The sequence below is a fragment of the Micromonospora sp. L32 genome (assembly GCF_052068055.1).
Classification (GTDB): Bacteria; Actinomycetota; Actinomycetes; order Mycobacteriales; family Micromonosporaceae; genus Micromonospora; species Micromonospora purpureochromogenes.
This window is the reverse complement of record NZ_JBQHDD010000001.1, coordinates 299407-316071: the sequence shown is the minus strand read 5'-3', so window position 1 is coordinate 316071 and position 16665 is coordinate 299407. Positions and strand designations below refer to the sequence as shown.

The window sequence follows — 16665 nt, the reverse complement described above, 5'->3', positions numbered from 1 at the left end:
GGACGCTTCCGGGGTCGTAGCGGTTTGCGACGGTTACTGGGCGGCCGGACGGGTCCGCTTGGTGGCCTTCGGCAGCTTCGCCGACGGGGTGGCGGCCGGCTTGGCGGCCCGCGCCCGGGTGGTCTTCGCGGTGGCCGGCTTGGCCTCGACGACCTCGGCCACCTCGGCCGGGGTGGGGATCTCCGCCTCGGCCGGTGCGGTGGCGGCCGTCGCGACCTCGTTCTTCACCTCGGCCGGGAGGGTGGCGTCGGTCGCCTCGATGTCGGCGTTAACGGTGTCGGCGGCCTCGAGCACGCCGGCACCGACGACGCGCTCGCCGCGGGCGATCAGCGCGCCGTACGCGGCCAGCGCGCGCTCCTGGGCGGCCTGCGCACCGACCAGCAGCGCGGCGGCGTTGCGGGTGGCGGCCTCGCGCAGCTTGTCCAGGTCGAGGTCGGCCGGGACGGCCTTCTCGCGCAGGCCGGTCGCGGTCAGGTTGGCGGTCTTGAAGGTCTCGGTGGCCTTCTGGCGCAGCTCGAAGCCGGTGACGACGGCCTTGCCGCCGATCTCGGTGACCACCTTGGTGCCGTCGGCGACGACCTTGGTGCCCAGCTCGCTCACCACGGTCGGGAGCTTGCGGAGCTGCTGGTACGCCAGCTCGCCGGCGCCGGCGGCGGCGTAGAGCGGGGCCGGGATGCGGTTGGTCTTCGGCTGGGTCATGACTTCTCCTCCTCGGCCGCTTCCGCGGCCTTGCTGTCGGGGGTGACGGGGGCGGGCGCGGGGCCCGCCTCGGTGACGGCGACCGATTCGAGGACGGCCTCGGTCGGGGTGCCGTCTCCGGTGGTGGGGCCGGTCGCGGCCGGCGTGATGGTGGCGGCCGCCCCGGTCGGCTCGGCCGGTGCGCTGGGTTCCGCCGCCGGAGTGGTCTCCGGGCCGGCCGCGGCGGTCGCCTCGGCGAGCCGGACGTTCTCCCGGCGGAAGGTCTCGTAGATCTGGGTGAGCGACTGCTTCTGCGCCATCGTCAGGTCGGGGTCGACGGCGATCGCCGCGAGCACCCCCTGACCCTCCTTGTCGTCGAGCAGCCCGGCGCGCAGGTACATCGCCGGGGTGGAGACCCGCAGCGCGCTGGCGAGCTGCTGGAGCACCTCGGCACTCGGCTTGCGCAGCCCGCGCTCGATCTGACTCAGGTACGGGTTGCTCACCCCGGCCTGCTCGGCGAGCTGGCGCAGCGAGATCTTGGCGTTCCGGCGCAGGTCACGGATGAATCCGCCGACGTCGGGTAGATCCTTGGGTGCGGCCATGGGCCCAACGGTAGTCCGCGGTGCTAACTAGAGCAAGCAAAGCGCTAGCCAGAGTTAGCAAGGTAACAACAGGCGGTTGCGGACCGGGTGTCCGCTGCGTAGCTTGCACGCGTGACGATGATCGACATCAACGGTGCCCGGCTCGCCTACGACGACCTGGGCAGCGGCAGCCCGGTGCTCCTGCTGCACGCCGGCATCGCGGACCGGCGGATGTGGCGGCACCTGGCGCCCGCCCTCGCCGAACGGCACCGGGTGATCGCGCTCGACCTGCGCGGCTACGGCGACTCCGAGCTGCCGCCGGCGTCCTTCGCCCACCACGACGACGTGGTCGCGGTGCTGGACGCGCTGGGCATCGAGCGGGCCGCCCTGGTCGGCTGCTCGTTCGGCGGGGCGGTGGCGGTCGACACCGCGCTGGCGCACCCGCAGCGGGTCTCCGCCCTCGCGCTCTTCGGTTCGGCCGTCGCCGGTAACCAGTGGTCCGAGGAGGCCGAGCAGCTCTGGGAGAAGCTGGTCGGCGAGGTGGACCCGGAGGACTTCGCGGCGAGCGCGGCCGGCGAGGTGCGGTTCTGGGTGGTCGGCCCCGGCCGCCGCCCGGAGGACGTCGACCCGGGCCTGGTCGCCTTCGCCGAGGAGATGGACCAGCGGGCGCTCGCCGCCGAGCAGGCGCTCAGCGCGGTGGAGGTCGACGACCTCGACCCGCCGGCGATCGAACGCCTCGGTGAGCTGCGACTGCCCGTGCTGGTCACCGCCGGCGCCGCCGACGTCCCGGACATCTCCCGGCTCGCCGACCGGATCGCGGCCGAGGTGCCCGGCGCGGTGCGCCTGCCCGACGTGCCGGACGCCGCCCACCTGCTGCCGCTGGAGCGCCCGGAGGCGGTCGACGCCGCCCTGCGCGACTTCCTGCGCTGACCGGGCCGGGCCGGCCCCCGCACAGGCGTCGCGTGCCGGCCCTTCCGGCAGGCCGGAGAGCGGCGCGGCCTACCGTCCGGCCCACCCGGGCGTGTCGCGCTCGGCAGGATGTGTGGCCCATGAGCGTGATGCCTGTCAGGCATATTTATGCCTGACAGGTATCACGCCCACGGAAGTCTGCTGCCGGACGGGACTCACGCTCGTAGCGACACCGCGGCCGCCCGCACCACGAGACGTCGCGGTGCCGCCGGCCGCCCGCACCACGGCGCGTCACGGCGCCACCGGCTGCGACGCGCCACTGTCGGGCGGCGGGGCGCGGGCCGGGCGTCACCAGGCGGCCCGCACGACCCCGACCGGCAGGCCGCCGCCGAGCAGCGGCAGCTCGGCGTACTCGGTCAGCACCGGGGCGTCGACGCCGAGCCGGCGCAGCGCGGAGACCAGCACCGGCATCCGGGCCCGCGCGGCGCCGTCGTCGATCTTGAGGGCGACCGCGCCCACGCCGGGCACGGCCGCGGCGATCACGCCCTCCGCGCCCACCTTGGCCAACGCCCCGGGTACGCCCCGCATCAGCCGGGTGTCCTCGGCCCGGGTCCCGCCGACCAGCTCCGGGTACGCCCGCATCGCGTCGGACACGGTCCGCTCCACCGACCCCGGCTCGGCGGAGACCAGCCGCAGGTACGCCCCGGCCAGCCCGGTCAGCGAGACGGCGAGCACCGGCGCGCCACAGCCGTCCACCCCGACGGCCGCCACCTCCTCGCCGGTGAACTCCTCGATGGTGGCGGTCAGCCGCTGCTGCAGGGGGTGCTCCGGCCGCCAGTAGCCGTCCAGCGGCCAGCCGGCCGCCACGCAGGTCAGCAGCATCCCGCTGTGCTTGCCGGAGCAGTTCATCTGCACCCGGGTCGGCCCGCCGCCGGCGCGCAGCACCGCCTCCCGGGCCGCCTCACCGACGGGCAGGTCGGGCGGGCAGTGCAGGGCCGAGCCGTCCAGCCCGGCCCGGGCCAGCAGCGCCGCCACCCGGGCCAGGTGGAACTCCTCGCCGGCGTGGCTGGCGGAGACCAGCGCCACGTCGGCCGGGTCGGTCAGCGGCAGGCCGGCGCGCAGCATCCCGATCGCCTGCATCGGCTTGCTCGCCGAGCGCGGGAAGATCGGCGAGGTGACGTCCCCCGCCCCGGCCACCGGTACGCCACCGGCGTCGAGCACCACCACCGAGCCGCGGTGCACGCCCTCCACGAAACCGGACCGGACCACCTCGACGAGCGGCACGCCGCCCTCGTACGTCTTTCCCACGAAGTGGACGGTACCGACGCCTCCGCAGGGCTCGGCAGCCGGGTGACCAGGGACGTCGGCGGTGGCCGTACAGGGGTGGGCGGCGGGGCCGGCCTTACAGGCCGAGCAGCGTGCGGGCCTCGGCGGTGGTCAGCGGCGGACGCTGGGCGAGCTGGGCGAACCCGACCGCCCGGGCGACCAGCTGCATGTTGGACTCGACCGGCTGGCCCTTGGCGTAGGTGACCGTGTCCTCCATGCCGACCCGCAGGTGGCCGCCGGCCGAGAGCGAGGCCAGCAGCACCGGGATGGTGCTGCGCCCGACGCCGGTGGCCGAGAAGGTGGCGCCCTCCGGCAGGTCACGCAGCGCCTGGTGGGCGGCGACCAGCGCCTGGGTGGTGCCCGGCATGCCGCCCGGCACGCCCATCACGAAGTCGACGTGCACGTGGCCGCCGTGCGGCAGCCCGTACTTGCCGAGCAGCCGCTGCAGGGCGGTGAGGTGGCCCAGGTCGAAGATCTCGTACTCGGGGACGATGCCGCGCTCCTGCATCCGGGTGTGCAGGTCGACGATGAACTCCCACCGGTTGAGGAAGACGTCGTCGCCGAAGTTGAGCGTGCCCATGGTGCAGGAGGCCATGTCCGGCCCGGCTTCGAGCACGGCGAGCCGGGCGGACTCCGGGTCGGTCACCGCGCCGCCGGAGGAGAGCTGCACGATCAGGTCGGTGCTCTCCCGCAGCGCCGCCACGGTGTCCCGCAGCCGGCCCTGGTCCAGGGTCGGCCGCGCCTCGTCGTCGCGGATGTGGACGTGGATCACGGCGGCGCCGAGCGCCTCGCACTCCTTGGCCGTCAGCAGCAGCTCGTCGAGGGTCACCGGCAGCGCCGGCACCTCCGCCTTGGCCGACTCCGCGCCGGTGGGGGCAACCGTGATCAACGTCCCTGTGCTCATGCCCGGGATCCTAGCCGCCCCGGCCGGCTCCGGTCGACGGCCGGAGCCGGGAATGACGGAAGAATGGCGGGACCGCGCCCGGCGGGAAGGAAGACTTCCTGCAACGTGGGCGCGGGCCCGGCACCCTTACTCCCGGTCGATCGCCGCGGCGGTCTCCCCCACCAGCAGGGAGGCGTCGTCGCCGACGTTGCGTTTGACCACGGCGAGGGCGACCTGCCCCAGCTCGTAGTGGTGCACGGCGGTGCCGACGAAGCCGACCGCCCGGCCGTCGAGGATCACCGGCGTGCCGGCGGCCGGCGGCTGGTCGGTGGTGACCCCGTCCAGGTGCAGCAGTACGAGCCGGCGCGGCGGCTTGCCCAGGTTGTGCACCCGGGCCACCGTCTCCTGCCCCCGGTAGCAGCCCTTGTTCAGGTGCACCGCCGGGGCGATCAGACCCACCTCGGCGGGAATGGTCCGGTGGTCGGTGTCCACCCCGACCCGGGGCAGCCGCGCGGCCGCCCGCACCGCCTCGTACGCCCACAGCCCGGCCACCGGCACCCCGTTGCCGCGCAGCTCGGCCACGACCTGGTCCATGGCGGGCCGGGGCACCAGCAGGTCCACGCCGAGCGGGCCCCGGCGGGCCCAGCCGCCGACGGGCAGCGGCCGCACGTCGTACACGGCGGTGGGCCGGGACGGCAGCTCGTCGGAGCGGAACTTCGGACCCGGCACCGCGACCACGTCGGGGTCGGCCAGCCCGGTGACGCCGAGCGCCGCGACGGCCGCGACCGCCTCCGGACCGACCAGCGAGAGCAGCGCGTGGTCGGCGGTCGCGTCGCGCGGCTCGACCCGGCTGAAGAACCGCATCTTCTCCAGGTACGACAGCAGCCCCTCGGTGGCGCCCGGCTCGGTGTCGAGCCAGGTGGTCTCGCCGTCCTCGGCGACCATCGCGTGCTGCTCCACGTGCCCGTGCGGGCTGAGCACCAGCAGCTCGGTGCCCTGCCAGGGCTTCAGCGCGTTGAGGTGCTGGCTGGTCAGCGTGTGCAGCCAACCGATCCGCTCCTCGCCGGGCACCGCGACCACGCCGCGGTGCGACCGGTCGACCAGGCCGACCCCGGTGGCCAGGGTGCGCTGCTCGCGCATCGGGTCCCCGTAGTGCGCAGCGACGCCCCGGACCCCGGCGGCGCGGTGCGCCGGCTCCGGCTGGTCGCGACTGGCCTCGTCGATGGCCTCGACGGCCACCGCGCCCGCGATGTCGATCATTTTGGTTCCCCGTCCTCGCAGTGGCCGCAGACGCCGAAGAGCGCCACGTGCCCGATGTCGACCCGGAACCCACGCTCGGCCACGAGCTGGTCGGCGAGGGGACGGAGCAGCTCGGGATCCATCTCGTCGATCGCCCCGCACTCGCGGCAGACCAGGTGGACGTGCTGGTGCTCACCCGCCGCGTGGTAGGTCGGCGACCCGTGCGACAGGTGGGTGTGGGTCACCAGCCCGAGCCGCTCCAGCAGCTCCAGGGTCCGGTAGATGGTGGTGATGTTGACGCCTGCGGCGACCTCCCGGACCGCCGTGTGCACCTGCTCCGGCGTGGCGTGCCCCAGGTCCAGCACGGCCTGGAGCACCAGCTGCCGCTGCGCCGTCAGCCGCAGCCCACGGGAGCGGAGCATTTCCGCGAGGGAGGATTCGGACACCGTCCGATCATAGTTCGGCGCCGGCCGGTCGTTCCGGCGCGGAAAGCTCCAGGCTCGCGGGAATGGCCCGGAAGGCGCGCGCGACCCGCTCGACGAGGGTCGGCAGCCCGCCCTGACCGCCGCCGTGCACCCAGGCCCGGGCGGCCAGGCGCCAGGCGGTGGTGGTGACCTCGGCGAGGACCTGGGGCCGGAGGTCCCCGGGAGGCAGCGCGAGCTTGCCGGCCAGCCGGTCGGTGATCCGCTGCTCGACCTCGGCGCGGTAGTGGGCGGCGTAGGCGAGCAGGGCGGGCGAGGTCAGCACGAGCCGCCGGGTGGCGACGTAGCGGTCCGCCCAGTCGGCTCCGAGCCCAGTGACCACCTCGCCCAGCAGGTCGCTCAGCTCGGTGAGGACGAGGCCGGACAGGGCGCGCCGCTCCAGGGCGGCCAGGTAGGCCGACCAGAGCTCCGCCTCCGCCTCGATGGCGGCGGCCTCCTTGGCCGGGAAGATCCGGAAGAAGCTGCTCCGGGACACCTCCACCGCGTCGACCAGTTCCTCCACCGTGGTGGCCTCGAAGCCCCGCTCGGTGAACATGCGCAGCGCGGCGTCGGCGAGCGCGCGCCGGGTCCGCAGCTTCTTGCGCTCCCGCAGCGGCAGGGCCCGGTCGGACGTCGAGGAGTCGGCGGTCATGGCGGCAATCTAGCCGCATCCCGACCGGGGAGAGACCTGACACCCTTAGAAACTTGTTGCCAAATGAGACTGCGTCTCAATATGCTCTGAGTATCGAAAGCATGGAGCGAACGAAGGAGCGACCGATGTCGACCACTCCCACCCTCAACGGCCAGGTCGTCGGCCTGGCCCACTACGCCACCCGCGCGGTCCTCGAAGGCGAGTTGGCCCCGACCGGCACGTCCTTCCCGCAGGCCCTGGCCCTCAACGCCGTCGCCAACGCCGGCGGGACGCTCGACCGCTCCCGGCTGGTGGACCGGATGACCAGCACCTTGAAGATCGACGCGGCGGCGGTGCTGGCGACGATCGCCGAGTTGGCCGAGGCCGGCCTGGTGCGGGTGCTGCCGGCCGACGAAGCCCGGGTGGACCTGACCGACGCCGGCCGGGCCCGGCAGCGCCGGATCGCCGAGATCAGCGCCGGCATCGCCGGCCGGGTGTACGCGGACATCCCCGCCGCCGACCTGGCCGTCACCGCCCGCGTGCTGACCCTGGTCACCGAGCGGGCCAACGCCGAACTGGCCGCCGCGCGGGGTTGACCCGGGCAGGCGGGCGCGACCCGGCGCCCCGGCCACTGTCTAGGCTCGACGGTTATGGAGGCAACCAGGGTCGCCGTGCTCGGCCGGGGCGTCGTACCCGGTGGGGAGCCGGTGCTGCGCGGCGACGACCTCGGCGTGCTGCACGGCGACGGCCTCTTCGAGACGATGCACCTGCGGGGCGGGCGGCCCTGGCTGCGCGCGGCGCACCTGGCCCGGCTGCGGGCCGGCGCCGCCGCCGTGGAGCTGCCGCTGCCCGCCGAGGACGCCCTGGTCGAGTTGCTGGAGAGCGTGGCCGCCGGCTGGCCGGCGGAGGTGGAGGGCGCGCTCCGGCTGGTCTGCACCCGGGGCCCGGAGGGCGGCGGCCCGTCAACCGTCTACGCCACCCTCGGCGAGGTGCCGCCGTCCGCCCGACGGGCCCGACGGGACGGTGTCGGCGTGGCCACCCTGCCCCTCGGCGTGGCCGCGGCGGCCCGGCCGGAGCTGGGCTGGCTCCCCACCGGCGTCAAGTCCACCTCGTACGGGGTGAGCGGCGCCGCCCGGCGCTGGGCCGCCCGCAACGGGATGGACGACGTGCTCTGGACCGCCACGGACGGGTACGTGCTGGAGGGGCCGAGCGCCAACGTGGTGTGGCTGGAGAGCGGGACGCTCTGCACCGTCCCGGCCGCCGCGACCGGCATCCTCCCCGGCACCACCTGCGCCTGGCTGCTCGCCCACGCCGGGGAGCTGGGCTTCGCCGCCGCCGAGCGGATGGCCACGCCGCGGCGGCTGGTCGAGGCCGACGGCGTCTGGTTCACCTCGTCGGTGCGCGGCCTGGCGGAGTTCCGCAGCCTCGACGCCACGCGCCTCCCCCGCTCCCCGCACACCCCGGCCCTCCAGGCCCTCCTGGCCCACCCCGTTCCCTGACCCCAGCCGGGTCCGGAACGCGGAGTTGTCGATCACCGCGGGTCCGGGGTGGGCGTGCCGGAGGGTGGGTCAGCCGGCCACGCGGATGAGGCGGGCGGAGAGGTGCGGCGAGAGGGGTTGGCCCATGCCGGCCATCTCCTGGGCGTAGAGCAGGGCGCCCTCGACGATGCCGAAGAGCCGGGCGCCGGCGGTGACCTCCTTGGCGGTGGAGGTCCGCACGACCGCGTCGGTGGCGAACTCGATCTGGGTGCCGCTGCGCTTGCCGATGTAGAGCTCCATGATCCCGGTGGGGCTCATCATCAGCGCCTCCAGCTCGTCGGTGGCCCGGTCGCCGCTGAGCACCGGCCGCCACCAGCCGACCTCACGCCCGGCGGGCCGCACCGGCCGGCTCTGCTCGTCGAGGATCCACGCCCGTGACTCGTAGAGCAGGAACGGCCGGCCGTCGTGGCTGATCCGGATCTCCTGGGCGAAGTCGAAGTCCTCGATGGTGGGGAAGCCACCCCGGCCGCGCCCCCGCCACACCCCGACGTACGGCAGCAGGCCGTCGAGCGCCGGGTGCAGCTTCGGGCCGACCCGCAGGTCGTGGCTCTCCTCGTACGGGTACTCCTCGACCGGCGGCGCGTTCAGCCACGGCGGCTGCAGCGGGTTCTCATCCGACGGGTTCGCGCTCACCAATTACCTCTCGATATGCGTACGGCAAGGTAGACCAGGCCACCGGCGAGCGCGCCGAGGCCCGCGACCAGCAGGCTGACGAACCCGATCTCGGTAACCATCATGGTCATCCTATGCTGGGCGTCATGGCCCGCACTCTCGTCGTCAAGGCCACCGCCGGGGCGGACGCCCCGGAGCGGTGCGCCCAGGCCTTCACGGTCGCCGCCACCGCCGCCGCAGCCGGGGTGGAGGTGTCGCTCTGGCTGACCGGCGAGTCGACCTGGTTCGTCCTCCCCGGTCGGGCGGAGCAGTTCGAGCTGCCGCACTCCGCGCCCCTGGCGGAGCTGCTGCACATCATCCTCACCACCGGTCGGGTCACCGCCTGCACCCAGTGCGCCGCCCGCCGGGACATCGGTCCCGGCGACGTGCTGCCCGGGGTACGCATCGCGGGCGCGGCCGTCTTCGTCGAGGAGGCGATGGCCGAGGGGGCCCAAGCGCTGGTCTACTGACCTACCCCCGGACGCTTATGTCCGATCTGCGCGGACTGCCGATAATGTCCCGGCTTGCCAGTCCGCTGCCTACCATTCGGTTGTGGACGAGGCGATAGAGGAGTTCTTCGCATCGCTGCCGGCGCGCGCCCCGGCGGTGCTGCGCACCCCGGTCAGCGGGACGATCCAGATCGACCTCACCACGGACAACCGCACCGAGCACTGGCTGGTCCAGCTGAGCCAGGGCGAAGTGGTCGTCACCCGGGCCCGCGGCCCCGCGGACGCGATCTGGAACAGCAGCAAGGATCTCTTCGAGCGGCTGGTCACCGGCCGGGCGCAGGGCGTCTCCGCGGTCCTGCGCAACGAGACCACCTTCAGCGGCAACGTCCTGCTCTTCCTCATCTTCCGCCGGTTCTTCCCCGACCCGCCCGGGACCCGGGACCCCCGGGAGACCGCCCGCGAGCAGGTCGGACGGTCGGGATGAGGCAGCCGGTCAGCATCCTCGACGGCAACACCTTCGTCGTCTGCGACCGCCGCGGCGACATCGAACCGTCGTTCGACTTCCCCACCGGGCTCTTCTCGTTCGACACCCGCTTCCTCGCCACCTGGCTGCTCACCCTCGACGGGGAGCGGCTGCACGCCCTGTCGATCGACGACTCGCAGTCCTACCGGACCCGGTACTTCCTGGTCCCCGGCGAGCCGACGCACTACCTCGACGCCAAGGTGTCGGTAATCCGCAGGCGGGCCATCGGCGGCAGCCTCGGCGAGGAACTCACCGTGCTCAACCACTCCGAGCGGGAGATGCGGTTCAACCTCCGGCTGGAGATGGGCTCCGACTTCGCCGACCTCTTCGAGATCAAACACAGGCGGACCAAGGCGGGCCGGACCACCGCAACCGTCGGCGAGAACGAACTGCGGTTGACCTACCGGCGGGAGGCGTTCCACCGGGAGACCGTGATCACCAGCAGCGCGCCCGCCGAGGTGGACCCGGGCGGGATGACCTGGGCGATCCTCGTCGGCCCGCACGCCGAGTGGACGACCCGGCTGCACGTGTCGACGCTGATCTACGGCGCCCGCGGGGAGGACTTTCGCGCGACCACCCCGCTGCGCGGCGCCCGCAGCCCCGCCGCCATCCAGGCGGAGCAGCAGGAGCTGGTCGACAACGCGCCCAAACTGGGCTGCGACTGCGAGCCGCTGGCCGCGGCGTACCGGCAGAGCATCAGCGACCTCGCCGCGCTGCGCTACGAGTCGATCACCCTCCGCGTACGGCTGCTGGCGGCGGGTCTGCCCTGGTTCATGACGCTCTTCGGCCGGGACAGCATCCTCACCTCGCTCCAGGTGCTGCCGTTCCTGCCCGAGTTGGTCCCGCCGACCATCATGATGCTGGCCGGGTTGCAGGGTCACCGCCTGGACGACTTCCGCGACGAGGAACCGGGCAAGATCCTGCACGAGCTGCGCTACGGCGAGACGGCCGGCTTCGAGGAGCAGCCGCACTCGCCCTACTACGGCTCCGCCGACTCCACCCCGCTCTTCGTGATCCTGCTCGACGAGTACGAGCGGTGGACCGGCGACGCCGACCTGGTGCGGCAGCTGGAGTTCCCGGCCCGGGCGGCGTTGGCCTGGATCGACAGCTACGGCGACCTGCTCGGCACGGGCTACCTCTGGTACCGCACCCGCAACCCGGACACCGGCCTGCAGAACCAGTGCTGGAAGGACTCGTGGGACTCGATCTCCTACTCCGACGGCCGCTTGCCGGGCTTCCCCCGGGCCACCTGCGAACTCCAGGGGTACGCGTACGACGCGAAGCTGCGCGGCGCCCGGCTGGCCCGGCTGTTCTGGAACGACCCCGCCTACGCCGAGCGGCTGGAACGCGAGGCCGCCGCCCTCAAGGAGCGCTTCAACCGGGACTTCTGGATCCCCGAGCGCGAGTACTTCGCGCTCGCCCTCGACCCGGAGGGGCGGCACGTGGACGCGCTCTCCTCCAACATCGGGCACCTGCTGTGGAGCGGCATCGTGGACGAGTCCCGGGCCGAGCGGATCGCCCACCTCCTGCTCGACCCCCTGCTCTTCTCCGGCTGGGGGGTACGCACGCTCGCCAGCGACCAGGGGCGGTACAACCCGGTCGGCTACCACGTCGGGACGGTCTGGCCGTTCGACAACGCCTTCATCGCCTGGGGCCTCGCCCGGTACGGCTTCCGCGAAGAGGCCGGACGCATCTGCGAGAGCATGCTCAGCGCCTCCCGGTACTTCCACGGACGGCTCCCGGAGGCGTTCGCCGGCTACGACCGCCACCTCACCGAGTACCCGGTGCAGTACCCCACGGCGTGCAGTCCGCAGGCCTGGTCGGCCGGGACGCCCCTGCTGCTGCTGCGGGTGATGCTCGGGCTGGAGCCGCAGGGCGAGCACCTGATCATCGACCCGGCGGTGCCGGAGGGCATGGGCCGGGTGGAACTGCTGGACATCCCCGGCCGGTGGGGCCAGGTGGACGCCCTCGGCCGCAGCCGCACCCCGCACGACAGCCGGCACGACCGCTGACCTGCGCCGACGCCGAGGGATGAGCCAGCGCTGACCGCGCGGGCGTCGCGGGGACCAGCAGCGCGCGGGTGCCGAGCGGGATCAGCAGCCGGTGGAGGCGGAGACCCGGACCTGCTCGCCGGTCGCGTCGGCCAGGACGACGGCCGTGCCGCGCCGGTAGGCGTACACCTCGGGGGTGTCCACCACCGCGTCGCCGGCGGCCAGCGGCTTCAGCCCCGCCAGCGGCGCCGGCGCGGACCCGGCGGCGACCCAGGCGGTCCGGGCGAGCCCGCCGCCGGGGCAGGGCGCGACGACCTGTTCCGGGGTGCCCGCCGGACGGCCGAGCGCGCGCAGCGCCTCGTCCAGGGCCGGCTCGCCGGCGTAGCCGGGAAGGAGTGTCGCGTATGCCACGTCGTCCGGGCGGCAACCGGTGTCCACCGTCAGCCGGACCCGGCCGGGGGTGACCACTCGGCCGTGCACCGCGACGAACTCACCGGCGTCGGCCCGCAGCCGGGGACCGTCGGAGCCGAGATGGACGCCGGCGCGCCAGTCCGCGGGGAGCCGTTTGGCGACGGCCTCCAGCAGCGCCCGCTCCCCGCCCTCGGCCACCACCACGTCCAGGTCCCGGGCCAGCGACGCGCCGTCGTCCATCGGGGTGACCCGACAGCCCCGGTCGAACCGCGGCACGGCCAACTGCCAGGCCCCGTCACCGGTGGCGGCAACGAGGCGGCCGACCGCCCGGTCGACCACCGGTACGGCCTCGGCGAGGGTGCGCTGCTCGCGCACGGTCGGCGGATCGTGCCGCACGGACCACCAGGTCAGCGCGCCCAGCAGCACCGCCCAGAGCACGGTCACCGCCAGCAGCCAGCGCGGCCACCCTCGGGTGGGCGCCGGCTCGGAAGGACCACTCGGCGGGGCCCACCCCGCCTGGACAGCACCGCTCACCCGCCCATCGTGTCACGCGCCCGCCGTCGGGCCGGCCGCCCCCTGCGGCGGAAGCCGGGCGGACGGCCGGGGCCGGTCACCCCGGGTGGGGTGACCGGCCCCGGGCCGATCAGAGCGTGGGTCAGGCGACGGTCACCGAGACCTCGTTGATACCCCGTCCGGCGGTCACGGCGGTGTCGCCGTTGCCGTGCCGGGACAGCGCCCGCAGCGTCCAACTGCCCGGCGCGGCGAAGAACCGGAACTGCCCGGCCGGAGAGGTGACCACCTCGGCGGTGAACTCACCGGTCGAGTCGAGCAGCCGGACGTACGCGCCCGGCACGGTCTCGCCCGCGTCGGAGCGGACCACACCGGTGATGACGGTTTCCTTCTCCAGGTCCAGGCTGGCTGGCAGCGGCGCGGCCTGGTCCGGAGCGGCGCAACCCGCGGCGGTGGGTGCAGTCATCTCAGGCCTCCCCAGGCTCGTCGCCGAGCGCCACCGGCACGCCGACCAGCGAGCCGTACTCGGTCCAGGATCCGTCGTAGTTCTTCACGTTGCGGTGACCGAGCAGCTCCTGGAGCACGAACCAGGTGTGCGAGGAGCGCTCACCGATCCGGCAGTAGGCGATGGTCTCCTTGCCGTCGTCCAGCCCGGCGTCGGCGTAGATCCGGCGCAGCTCGTCGTCGGACTTGAAGGTGCCGTCCTCGTTGGCCGCCTTCGACCACGGCACGCTGATCGCGGTGGGCACGTGGCCGGCCCGCTGCGCCTGCTCCTGCGGCAGGTGGGCGGGGGCGAGCAGCCGGCCGGCGTACTCGTCGGGGCTGCGCACGTCGACCAGGTTCTTGGTGCCGATGGCGTCGACCACCTCGTCGCGGAAGGCGCGGATCGAGGCGTCCGGCTCCTGCGCGACGTACTGGGTCCGGGGGCGGGTCACCGGGTCGGCGACCAGCGGGCGGGCGTCCAGCTCCCACTTCTTGCGGCCGCCGTCGAGCAGCTTGACGTCGCGGTGGCCGTAGAGCTTGAAGTACCAGTAGGCGTACGCGGCGAACCAGTTGTTGTTGCCGCCGTAGAGGATCACGGTGTCGTCGTTGGCGATGCCCCGCTCGGAGAGCAGCGCCTCGAACTGGGTCTTGTTGACGAAGTCCCGACGGACCGGGTCCTGCAGGTCGGTCCGCCAGTCCAGCTTGATCGCGCCGGCGATGTGGCCGGTGTCGTACGCCGAGGTGTCCTCGTCGACCTCGACGAAGACGACGCCCGGGGCGTCGATGTTCTTCTCGGCCCACTCGGCCGAGACGAGTGCGGTGTCGCGACTCATCGAATCACTCCCTGGTGAGGATGGATGGTGAGCCTGCGCGGGATCGAAATCGGTGATTGTCGCACCACGCGCGGGACCCATAGAGGAACGGATCACGGGTTCGTGCGACGGCGCCGCTGCCGGGCGTGCGGTGGGAAGAGCACCGGAGGGTGGAGAGACCCTGAAGCCGGTTGGCCGCTAGGCGGCCGGAGACAGCCCCGCCGTCAGATGACGGAGCGACACAGGCAGGTGGCCACGCGGCACAGGTCGACCGCGCGCCGTTTGGTGAGGTGCGTCCCCATGAGCAGGGAGCCTAGCAGCCGTCCCGGAGAGCGCCACCGGTCCGACCAGCATGCGGGACACGACGCGGGACACGACGACGGCCCGGCCGGGAGGCCGGGCCGTCGTGCGGTTGCCCGTCAGCGGGCCGAGTTGATCGGTACGTTCGCCGCGTCGGCGGTCACCATCAGGCCCTCCGGCCTGGGCTCGACCTTGCGGACGTTGAGCTGGAACGGCAGCTCGGGCAGGGGCACGTCGATCGAGATGCCCTTGGCGTAGTTGCTCAGCAGCGTCCGGGCCAGCGGCACCGCCGGCAGCCCCTCGGCGGTCAGGTCGTTGAAGCGCAGCGCGACCTTGTTGCCCTCGGCCACGGTCACGTCGGCCGTGCCGGTGACGGTGAGCTTCTGCCCGAGGATGTCCACCGGGGCGGTCACGGCGAGCTTGCCGTTCTGCTCGCCGAGCTTCAGACCGGGGCGGTCCAGCAGGGCGGCCAGACTGTCGTAGGTGACGGTGCCGGTGCCGTCGACCTTCTCGGCGACCACGTCGCCGCTGCCCGAGCGGAGGGTGTCCAGCGAGGCCCGCACGTTCCGGGCGTCCACGTCCAACCGGGGCACGCTCACCGCGTTGCCCTCGACCGAACCCCGCACGTCGGTCAGCACGATGGAGATCCGCTCGTAGCGGCCGTCGAGCACCTGGGTCAGGAACGGGAAGCCGCCGACGTCGACCTTGGGCGGGGCGGACTGGGCGTCCTGCTTGGCGACCTCCTGCTTCACCTGGTCGGCGATGGCGCGCTCGGCCACCCCGGCCGCCACCCGGTCGGCCACGACCAGCAGCCCGACCAGGAGCAACAGGAGGACGACCAGCGTGACCAGCACCTTGCGCCCCCGCCGCCGGGGACGCTCCTCGTACGCGGGGTACGCCTCTGCCACGCCGCCTCCTCGTCCGTCGCCGTCGCTGTCCCGCGACGTCCGTGTCCACCGCGCCACCGGCGCGGGCGCACCGTTGGTACCCGAGCGCTGTGACGCTCAACCGTAGGTCAGAGGAACAGCACGCACATGGCGTACGCGGCCGGCGCGGCGAGCGCGAATCCGCCGAGCGGACCCTGCATGTGCCGGGCGATCCACAGCGTCGGCGGCTCGCCGGCCATCAGGCGGCCCGCCTCGGCGTACCCGACGGCGAGGTCGGCCAGCACGGCGGTGGCGGCAGTGACCAGGCCGATCAGCGCGGCGCTGGTCGGGGTGAAGCCGACCAGGTAGCTGCCGAGCACGGCGCTGGTCAGGGTGCCGATCATCGCCCCGGCCACCACGCCGGCCGCGCCCCTCGGCACCTGCGGGGCGAGCCGGGGCCAGGGCAGCACGGCGTCGGTGAGCCGGGCGACGGTGAGCGCGACCCCGGTGGCGGCCAGGCAGACGGTGATCGCCTGGGTGCCGGCCGGGATCCGGCTGAGCGTGATCAGGGTGGCGAACGCGACCACCCCGACCACGATGAGCAGGGTGGTGCCGAGCGAGTCGGTGACCCGGATCCGGTCCACCCGGCGGACGAGCTGACCCAGCACGCCGAGCAGGAATCCGCCCGCTGCGACGTAGCCGAGCGGTGCGAGGGCGGCGATGTCCGACTGCACCGCGGCGACGTCCGCCGCGCCGGCGACGGCGGCGCTGACCACCGCGACCAGCAGCAGGGCGGGCGGGCGCATGGCCATCGTCCAGGCCAGGACGAAGAGCAGCTGCACGCCGAAGACGATGAAGGCGAAGGGCAGCCGGTGCCCCGGCCCGGCGGTCTGGGCGCCGAGTACCAGGCCCACTCCGAGCAGCGCGGCGAAACCCGCGACGGTCAGCGAGAGCGGCTTGCGCACGTCGACCGGCTCGACGACCTCCGCCTCCGGCTCCGCCGCCTCGTCGTCGGGCCGGCGGGGCGCGCCGCCCTTGCGGGCCCGGCGCGGCCCGCGCTCGCGCCGCGGCTCACCGTCGTCGGTCGGCCCGGTACGCGGGCCGGGCGGGAGGCCACGGGCGGGGCCGACCGGCCCCGAACGGGCGTCGTCGGGCCACGGGTCACGGCCGGTCTCGGGCGAGGTGGAGGGAAACACGCCCCGATCGTGCCAGACCAGGTGGCTCCGGCGGAGGTCACGGTTTCGGCAACGTTAAAACCTGCGGCGCGATCATGGGCACAACCGACAAACAGGAAAGGACGAGCGGGACTCACCTGGGCCATCAGTTACGCTCAAGCCGTTACCCGCCCGTCAGCGACGCCGGGACCCACGCAGTTCGCAGCGCCACGCCCTCCGGGCTGCCGCTGGTCGCGCGCGGCTTCGCC

The 16665-nt window shown here is 73.8% G+C and carries 21 protein-coding genes; 6 read left to right on the top strand and 15 right to left on the bottom strand.

What is annotated here, in order from left to right; translation table 11 throughout:
- Nucleotides 1-33 precede the first annotated feature (33 nt).
- Nucleotides 34-699 (bottom strand): hypothetical protein, encoded by a 666-nt coding sequence (locus ACTMTB_RS01425; protein WP_441142122.1) that lies wholly within the window; start codon nucleotides 697-699, stop codon nucleotides 34-36.
- Nucleotides 696-1280 (bottom strand): helix-turn-helix domain-containing protein, encoded by a 585-nt coding sequence (locus tag ACTMTB_RS01420; RefSeq protein WP_441142121.1) that lies wholly within the window; start codon nucleotides 1278-1280, stop codon nucleotides 696-698. The genes ACTMTB_RS01425 and ACTMTB_RS01420 overlap by 4 nt, the downstream gene beginning before the upstream one ends.
- A gap of 117 nt (nucleotides 1281-1397) precedes the next feature.
- Between ACTMTB_RS01420 and ACTMTB_RS01415 the strand changes: the two genes are divergently transcribed.
- Nucleotides 1398-2189 (top strand): alpha/beta fold hydrolase, encoded by a 792-nt coding sequence (locus ACTMTB_RS01415; protein ID WP_441142605.1) that lies wholly within the window; start codon nucleotides 1398-1400, stop codon nucleotides 2187-2189.
- A 327-nt stretch (nucleotides 2190-2516) separates the two neighbouring features.
- Here the strand turns inward: ACTMTB_RS01415 and ACTMTB_RS01410 are convergent, their stop codons facing one another.
- The 5 genes from ACTMTB_RS01410 to ACTMTB_RS01390 all read right to left on the bottom strand — a co-directional run bounded on the left by ACTMTB_RS01410 (nucleotide 2517) and on the right by ACTMTB_RS01390 (nucleotide 6729).
- A complete protein-coding gene (locus ACTMTB_RS01410; protein ID WP_441142120.1) occupies nucleotides 2517-3476 on the bottom strand; it encodes an asparaginase in 960 nt (319 codons plus the stop codon).
- 94 nt (nucleotides 3477-3570) lie between these two features.
- Nucleotides 3571-4398 carry a 3-keto-5-aminohexanoate cleavage protein gene (locus ACTMTB_RS01405; protein ID WP_441142119.1) on the bottom strand — a complete coding sequence of 276 codons (828 nt, stop codon included), beginning with the start codon at nucleotides 4396-4398 and terminating at the stop codon, nucleotides 3571-3573.
- A gap of 126 nt (nucleotides 4399-4524) precedes the next feature.
- Nucleotides 4525-5637 carry a CAF17-like 4Fe-4S cluster assembly/insertion protein YgfZ gene (gene ygfZ / locus ACTMTB_RS01400; RefSeq protein ID WP_441142118.1) on the bottom strand — a complete coding sequence of 371 codons (1113 nt, stop codon included), beginning with the start codon at nucleotides 5635-5637 and terminating at the stop codon, nucleotides 4525-4527.
- Nucleotides 5634-6038: a Fur family transcriptional regulator gene (locus tag ACTMTB_RS01395; protein ID WP_088960086.1), complete on the bottom strand. Its 405-nt coding sequence runs from the start codon at nucleotides 6036-6038 to the stop codon at nucleotides 5634-5636. Before ACTMTB_RS01395 ends, ygfZ begins: the two co-directional genes overlap by 4 nt.
- A 31-nt stretch (nucleotides 6039-6069) precedes the next feature.
- Entirely contained in the window at nucleotides 6070-6729 is a 660-nt protein-coding gene (locus tag ACTMTB_RS01390; protein WP_377605694.1) for a TetR family transcriptional regulator, read from the bottom strand.
- Nucleotides 6730-6854: 125 nt separating this feature from the next.
- On the opposite strand from ACTMTB_RS01390, the gene ACTMTB_RS01385 reads away from it, so the two are divergent.
- Nucleotides 6855-7304: a hypothetical protein gene (locus ACTMTB_RS01385; protein WP_441142117.1), complete on the top strand. Its 450-nt coding sequence runs from the start codon at nucleotides 6855-6857 to the stop codon at nucleotides 7302-7304.
- Between the two features lie 54 nt (nucleotides 7305-7358).
- Nucleotides 7359-8207: an aminotransferase class IV gene (locus ACTMTB_RS01380; protein WP_441142116.1), complete on the top strand. Its 849-nt coding sequence runs from the start codon at nucleotides 7359-7361 to the stop codon at nucleotides 8205-8207.
- Nucleotides 8208-8276: 69 nt separating this feature from the next.
- Here the strand turns inward: ACTMTB_RS01380 and ACTMTB_RS01375 are convergent, their stop codons facing one another.
- Nucleotides 8277-8879, bottom strand: coding sequence for an FABP family protein (locus ACTMTB_RS01375; protein WP_441142115.1), 603 nt, complete (start codon nucleotides 8877-8879; stop codon nucleotides 8277-8279).
- Nucleotides 8876-8980: a small membrane protein MtfM gene (gene mtfM, locus ACTMTB_RS01370; RefSeq protein ID WP_266320062.1), complete on the bottom strand. Its 105-nt coding sequence runs from the start codon at nucleotides 8978-8980 to the stop codon at nucleotides 8876-8878. The genes ACTMTB_RS01375 and mtfM overlap by 4 nt, the downstream gene beginning before the upstream one ends.
- 12 nt (nucleotides 8981-8992) lie before the next feature.
- On the opposite strand from mtfM, the gene ACTMTB_RS01365 reads away from it, so the two are divergent.
- From ACTMTB_RS01365 to ACTMTB_RS01355, 3 genes are all read left to right on the top strand, one after another.
- A complete protein-coding gene (locus tag ACTMTB_RS01365) occupies nucleotides 8993-9367 on the top strand; it encodes a DsrE family protein (RefSeq protein ID WP_441142114.1) in 375 nt (124 codons plus the stop codon).
- An 82-nt stretch (nucleotides 9368-9449) separates the two neighbouring features.
- Entirely contained in the window at nucleotides 9450-9830 is a 381-nt protein-coding gene (locus tag ACTMTB_RS01360; RefSeq protein ID WP_441142113.1) for an SCP2 sterol-binding domain-containing protein, read from the top strand.
- The gene (locus ACTMTB_RS01355) at nucleotides 9827-11881 is read left to right on the top strand and encodes an amylo-alpha-1,6-glucosidase (protein WP_441142112.1); all 2055 of its coding nucleotides are present in this window, start codon (nucleotides 9827-9829) and stop codon (nucleotides 11879-11881) included. The genes ACTMTB_RS01360 and ACTMTB_RS01355 overlap by 4 nt, the downstream gene beginning before the upstream one ends.
- A gap of 81 nt (nucleotides 11882-11962) precedes the next feature.
- On the opposite strand, the gene ACTMTB_RS01350 is transcribed toward ACTMTB_RS01355, so the two are convergent.
- The 6 genes from ACTMTB_RS01350 to ACTMTB_RS01325 all read right to left on the bottom strand — a co-directional run bounded on the left by ACTMTB_RS01350 (nucleotide 11963) and on the right by ACTMTB_RS01325 (nucleotide 16438).
- Nucleotides 11963-12805, bottom strand: a complete 843-nt coding sequence (locus tag ACTMTB_RS01350) for a hypothetical protein (RefSeq protein WP_441142111.1) — start codon at nucleotides 12803-12805, stop codon at nucleotides 11963-11965.
- 121 nt (nucleotides 12806-12926) lie between these two features.
- Nucleotides 12927-13247, bottom strand: a complete 321-nt coding sequence (locus ACTMTB_RS01345) for a DUF1416 domain-containing protein (protein WP_154941598.1) — start codon at nucleotides 13245-13247, stop codon at nucleotides 12927-12929.
- A gap of 1 nt (nucleotide 13248) precedes the next feature.
- Complete coding sequence (locus tag ACTMTB_RS01340) at nucleotides 13249-14097, bottom strand: sulfurtransferase (protein ID WP_088960076.1); 849 nt, start codon at nucleotides 14095-14097, stop codon at nucleotides 13249-13251.
- 203 nt (nucleotides 14098-14300) lie between these two features.
- Nucleotides 14301-14378, bottom strand: coding sequence for an Ms5788A family Cys-rich leader peptide (locus ACTMTB_RS01335; protein ID WP_323135737.1), 78 nt, complete (start codon nucleotides 14376-14378; stop codon nucleotides 14301-14303).
- A gap of 117 nt (nucleotides 14379-14495) precedes the next feature.
- Nucleotides 14496-15284 (bottom strand): LmeA family phospholipid-binding protein, encoded by a 789-nt coding sequence (locus tag ACTMTB_RS01330; protein WP_154941595.1) that lies wholly within the window; start codon nucleotides 15282-15284, stop codon nucleotides 14496-14498.
- A gap of 107 nt (nucleotides 15285-15391) precedes the next feature.
- On the bottom strand, nucleotides 15392-16438 hold the full coding sequence (locus ACTMTB_RS01325; RefSeq protein ID WP_441142110.1) for a hypothetical protein: 1047 nt from the start codon (nucleotides 16436-16438) through the stop codon (nucleotides 15392-15394).
- Between the last annotated feature and the right edge of the window lie 227 nt (nucleotides 16439-16665).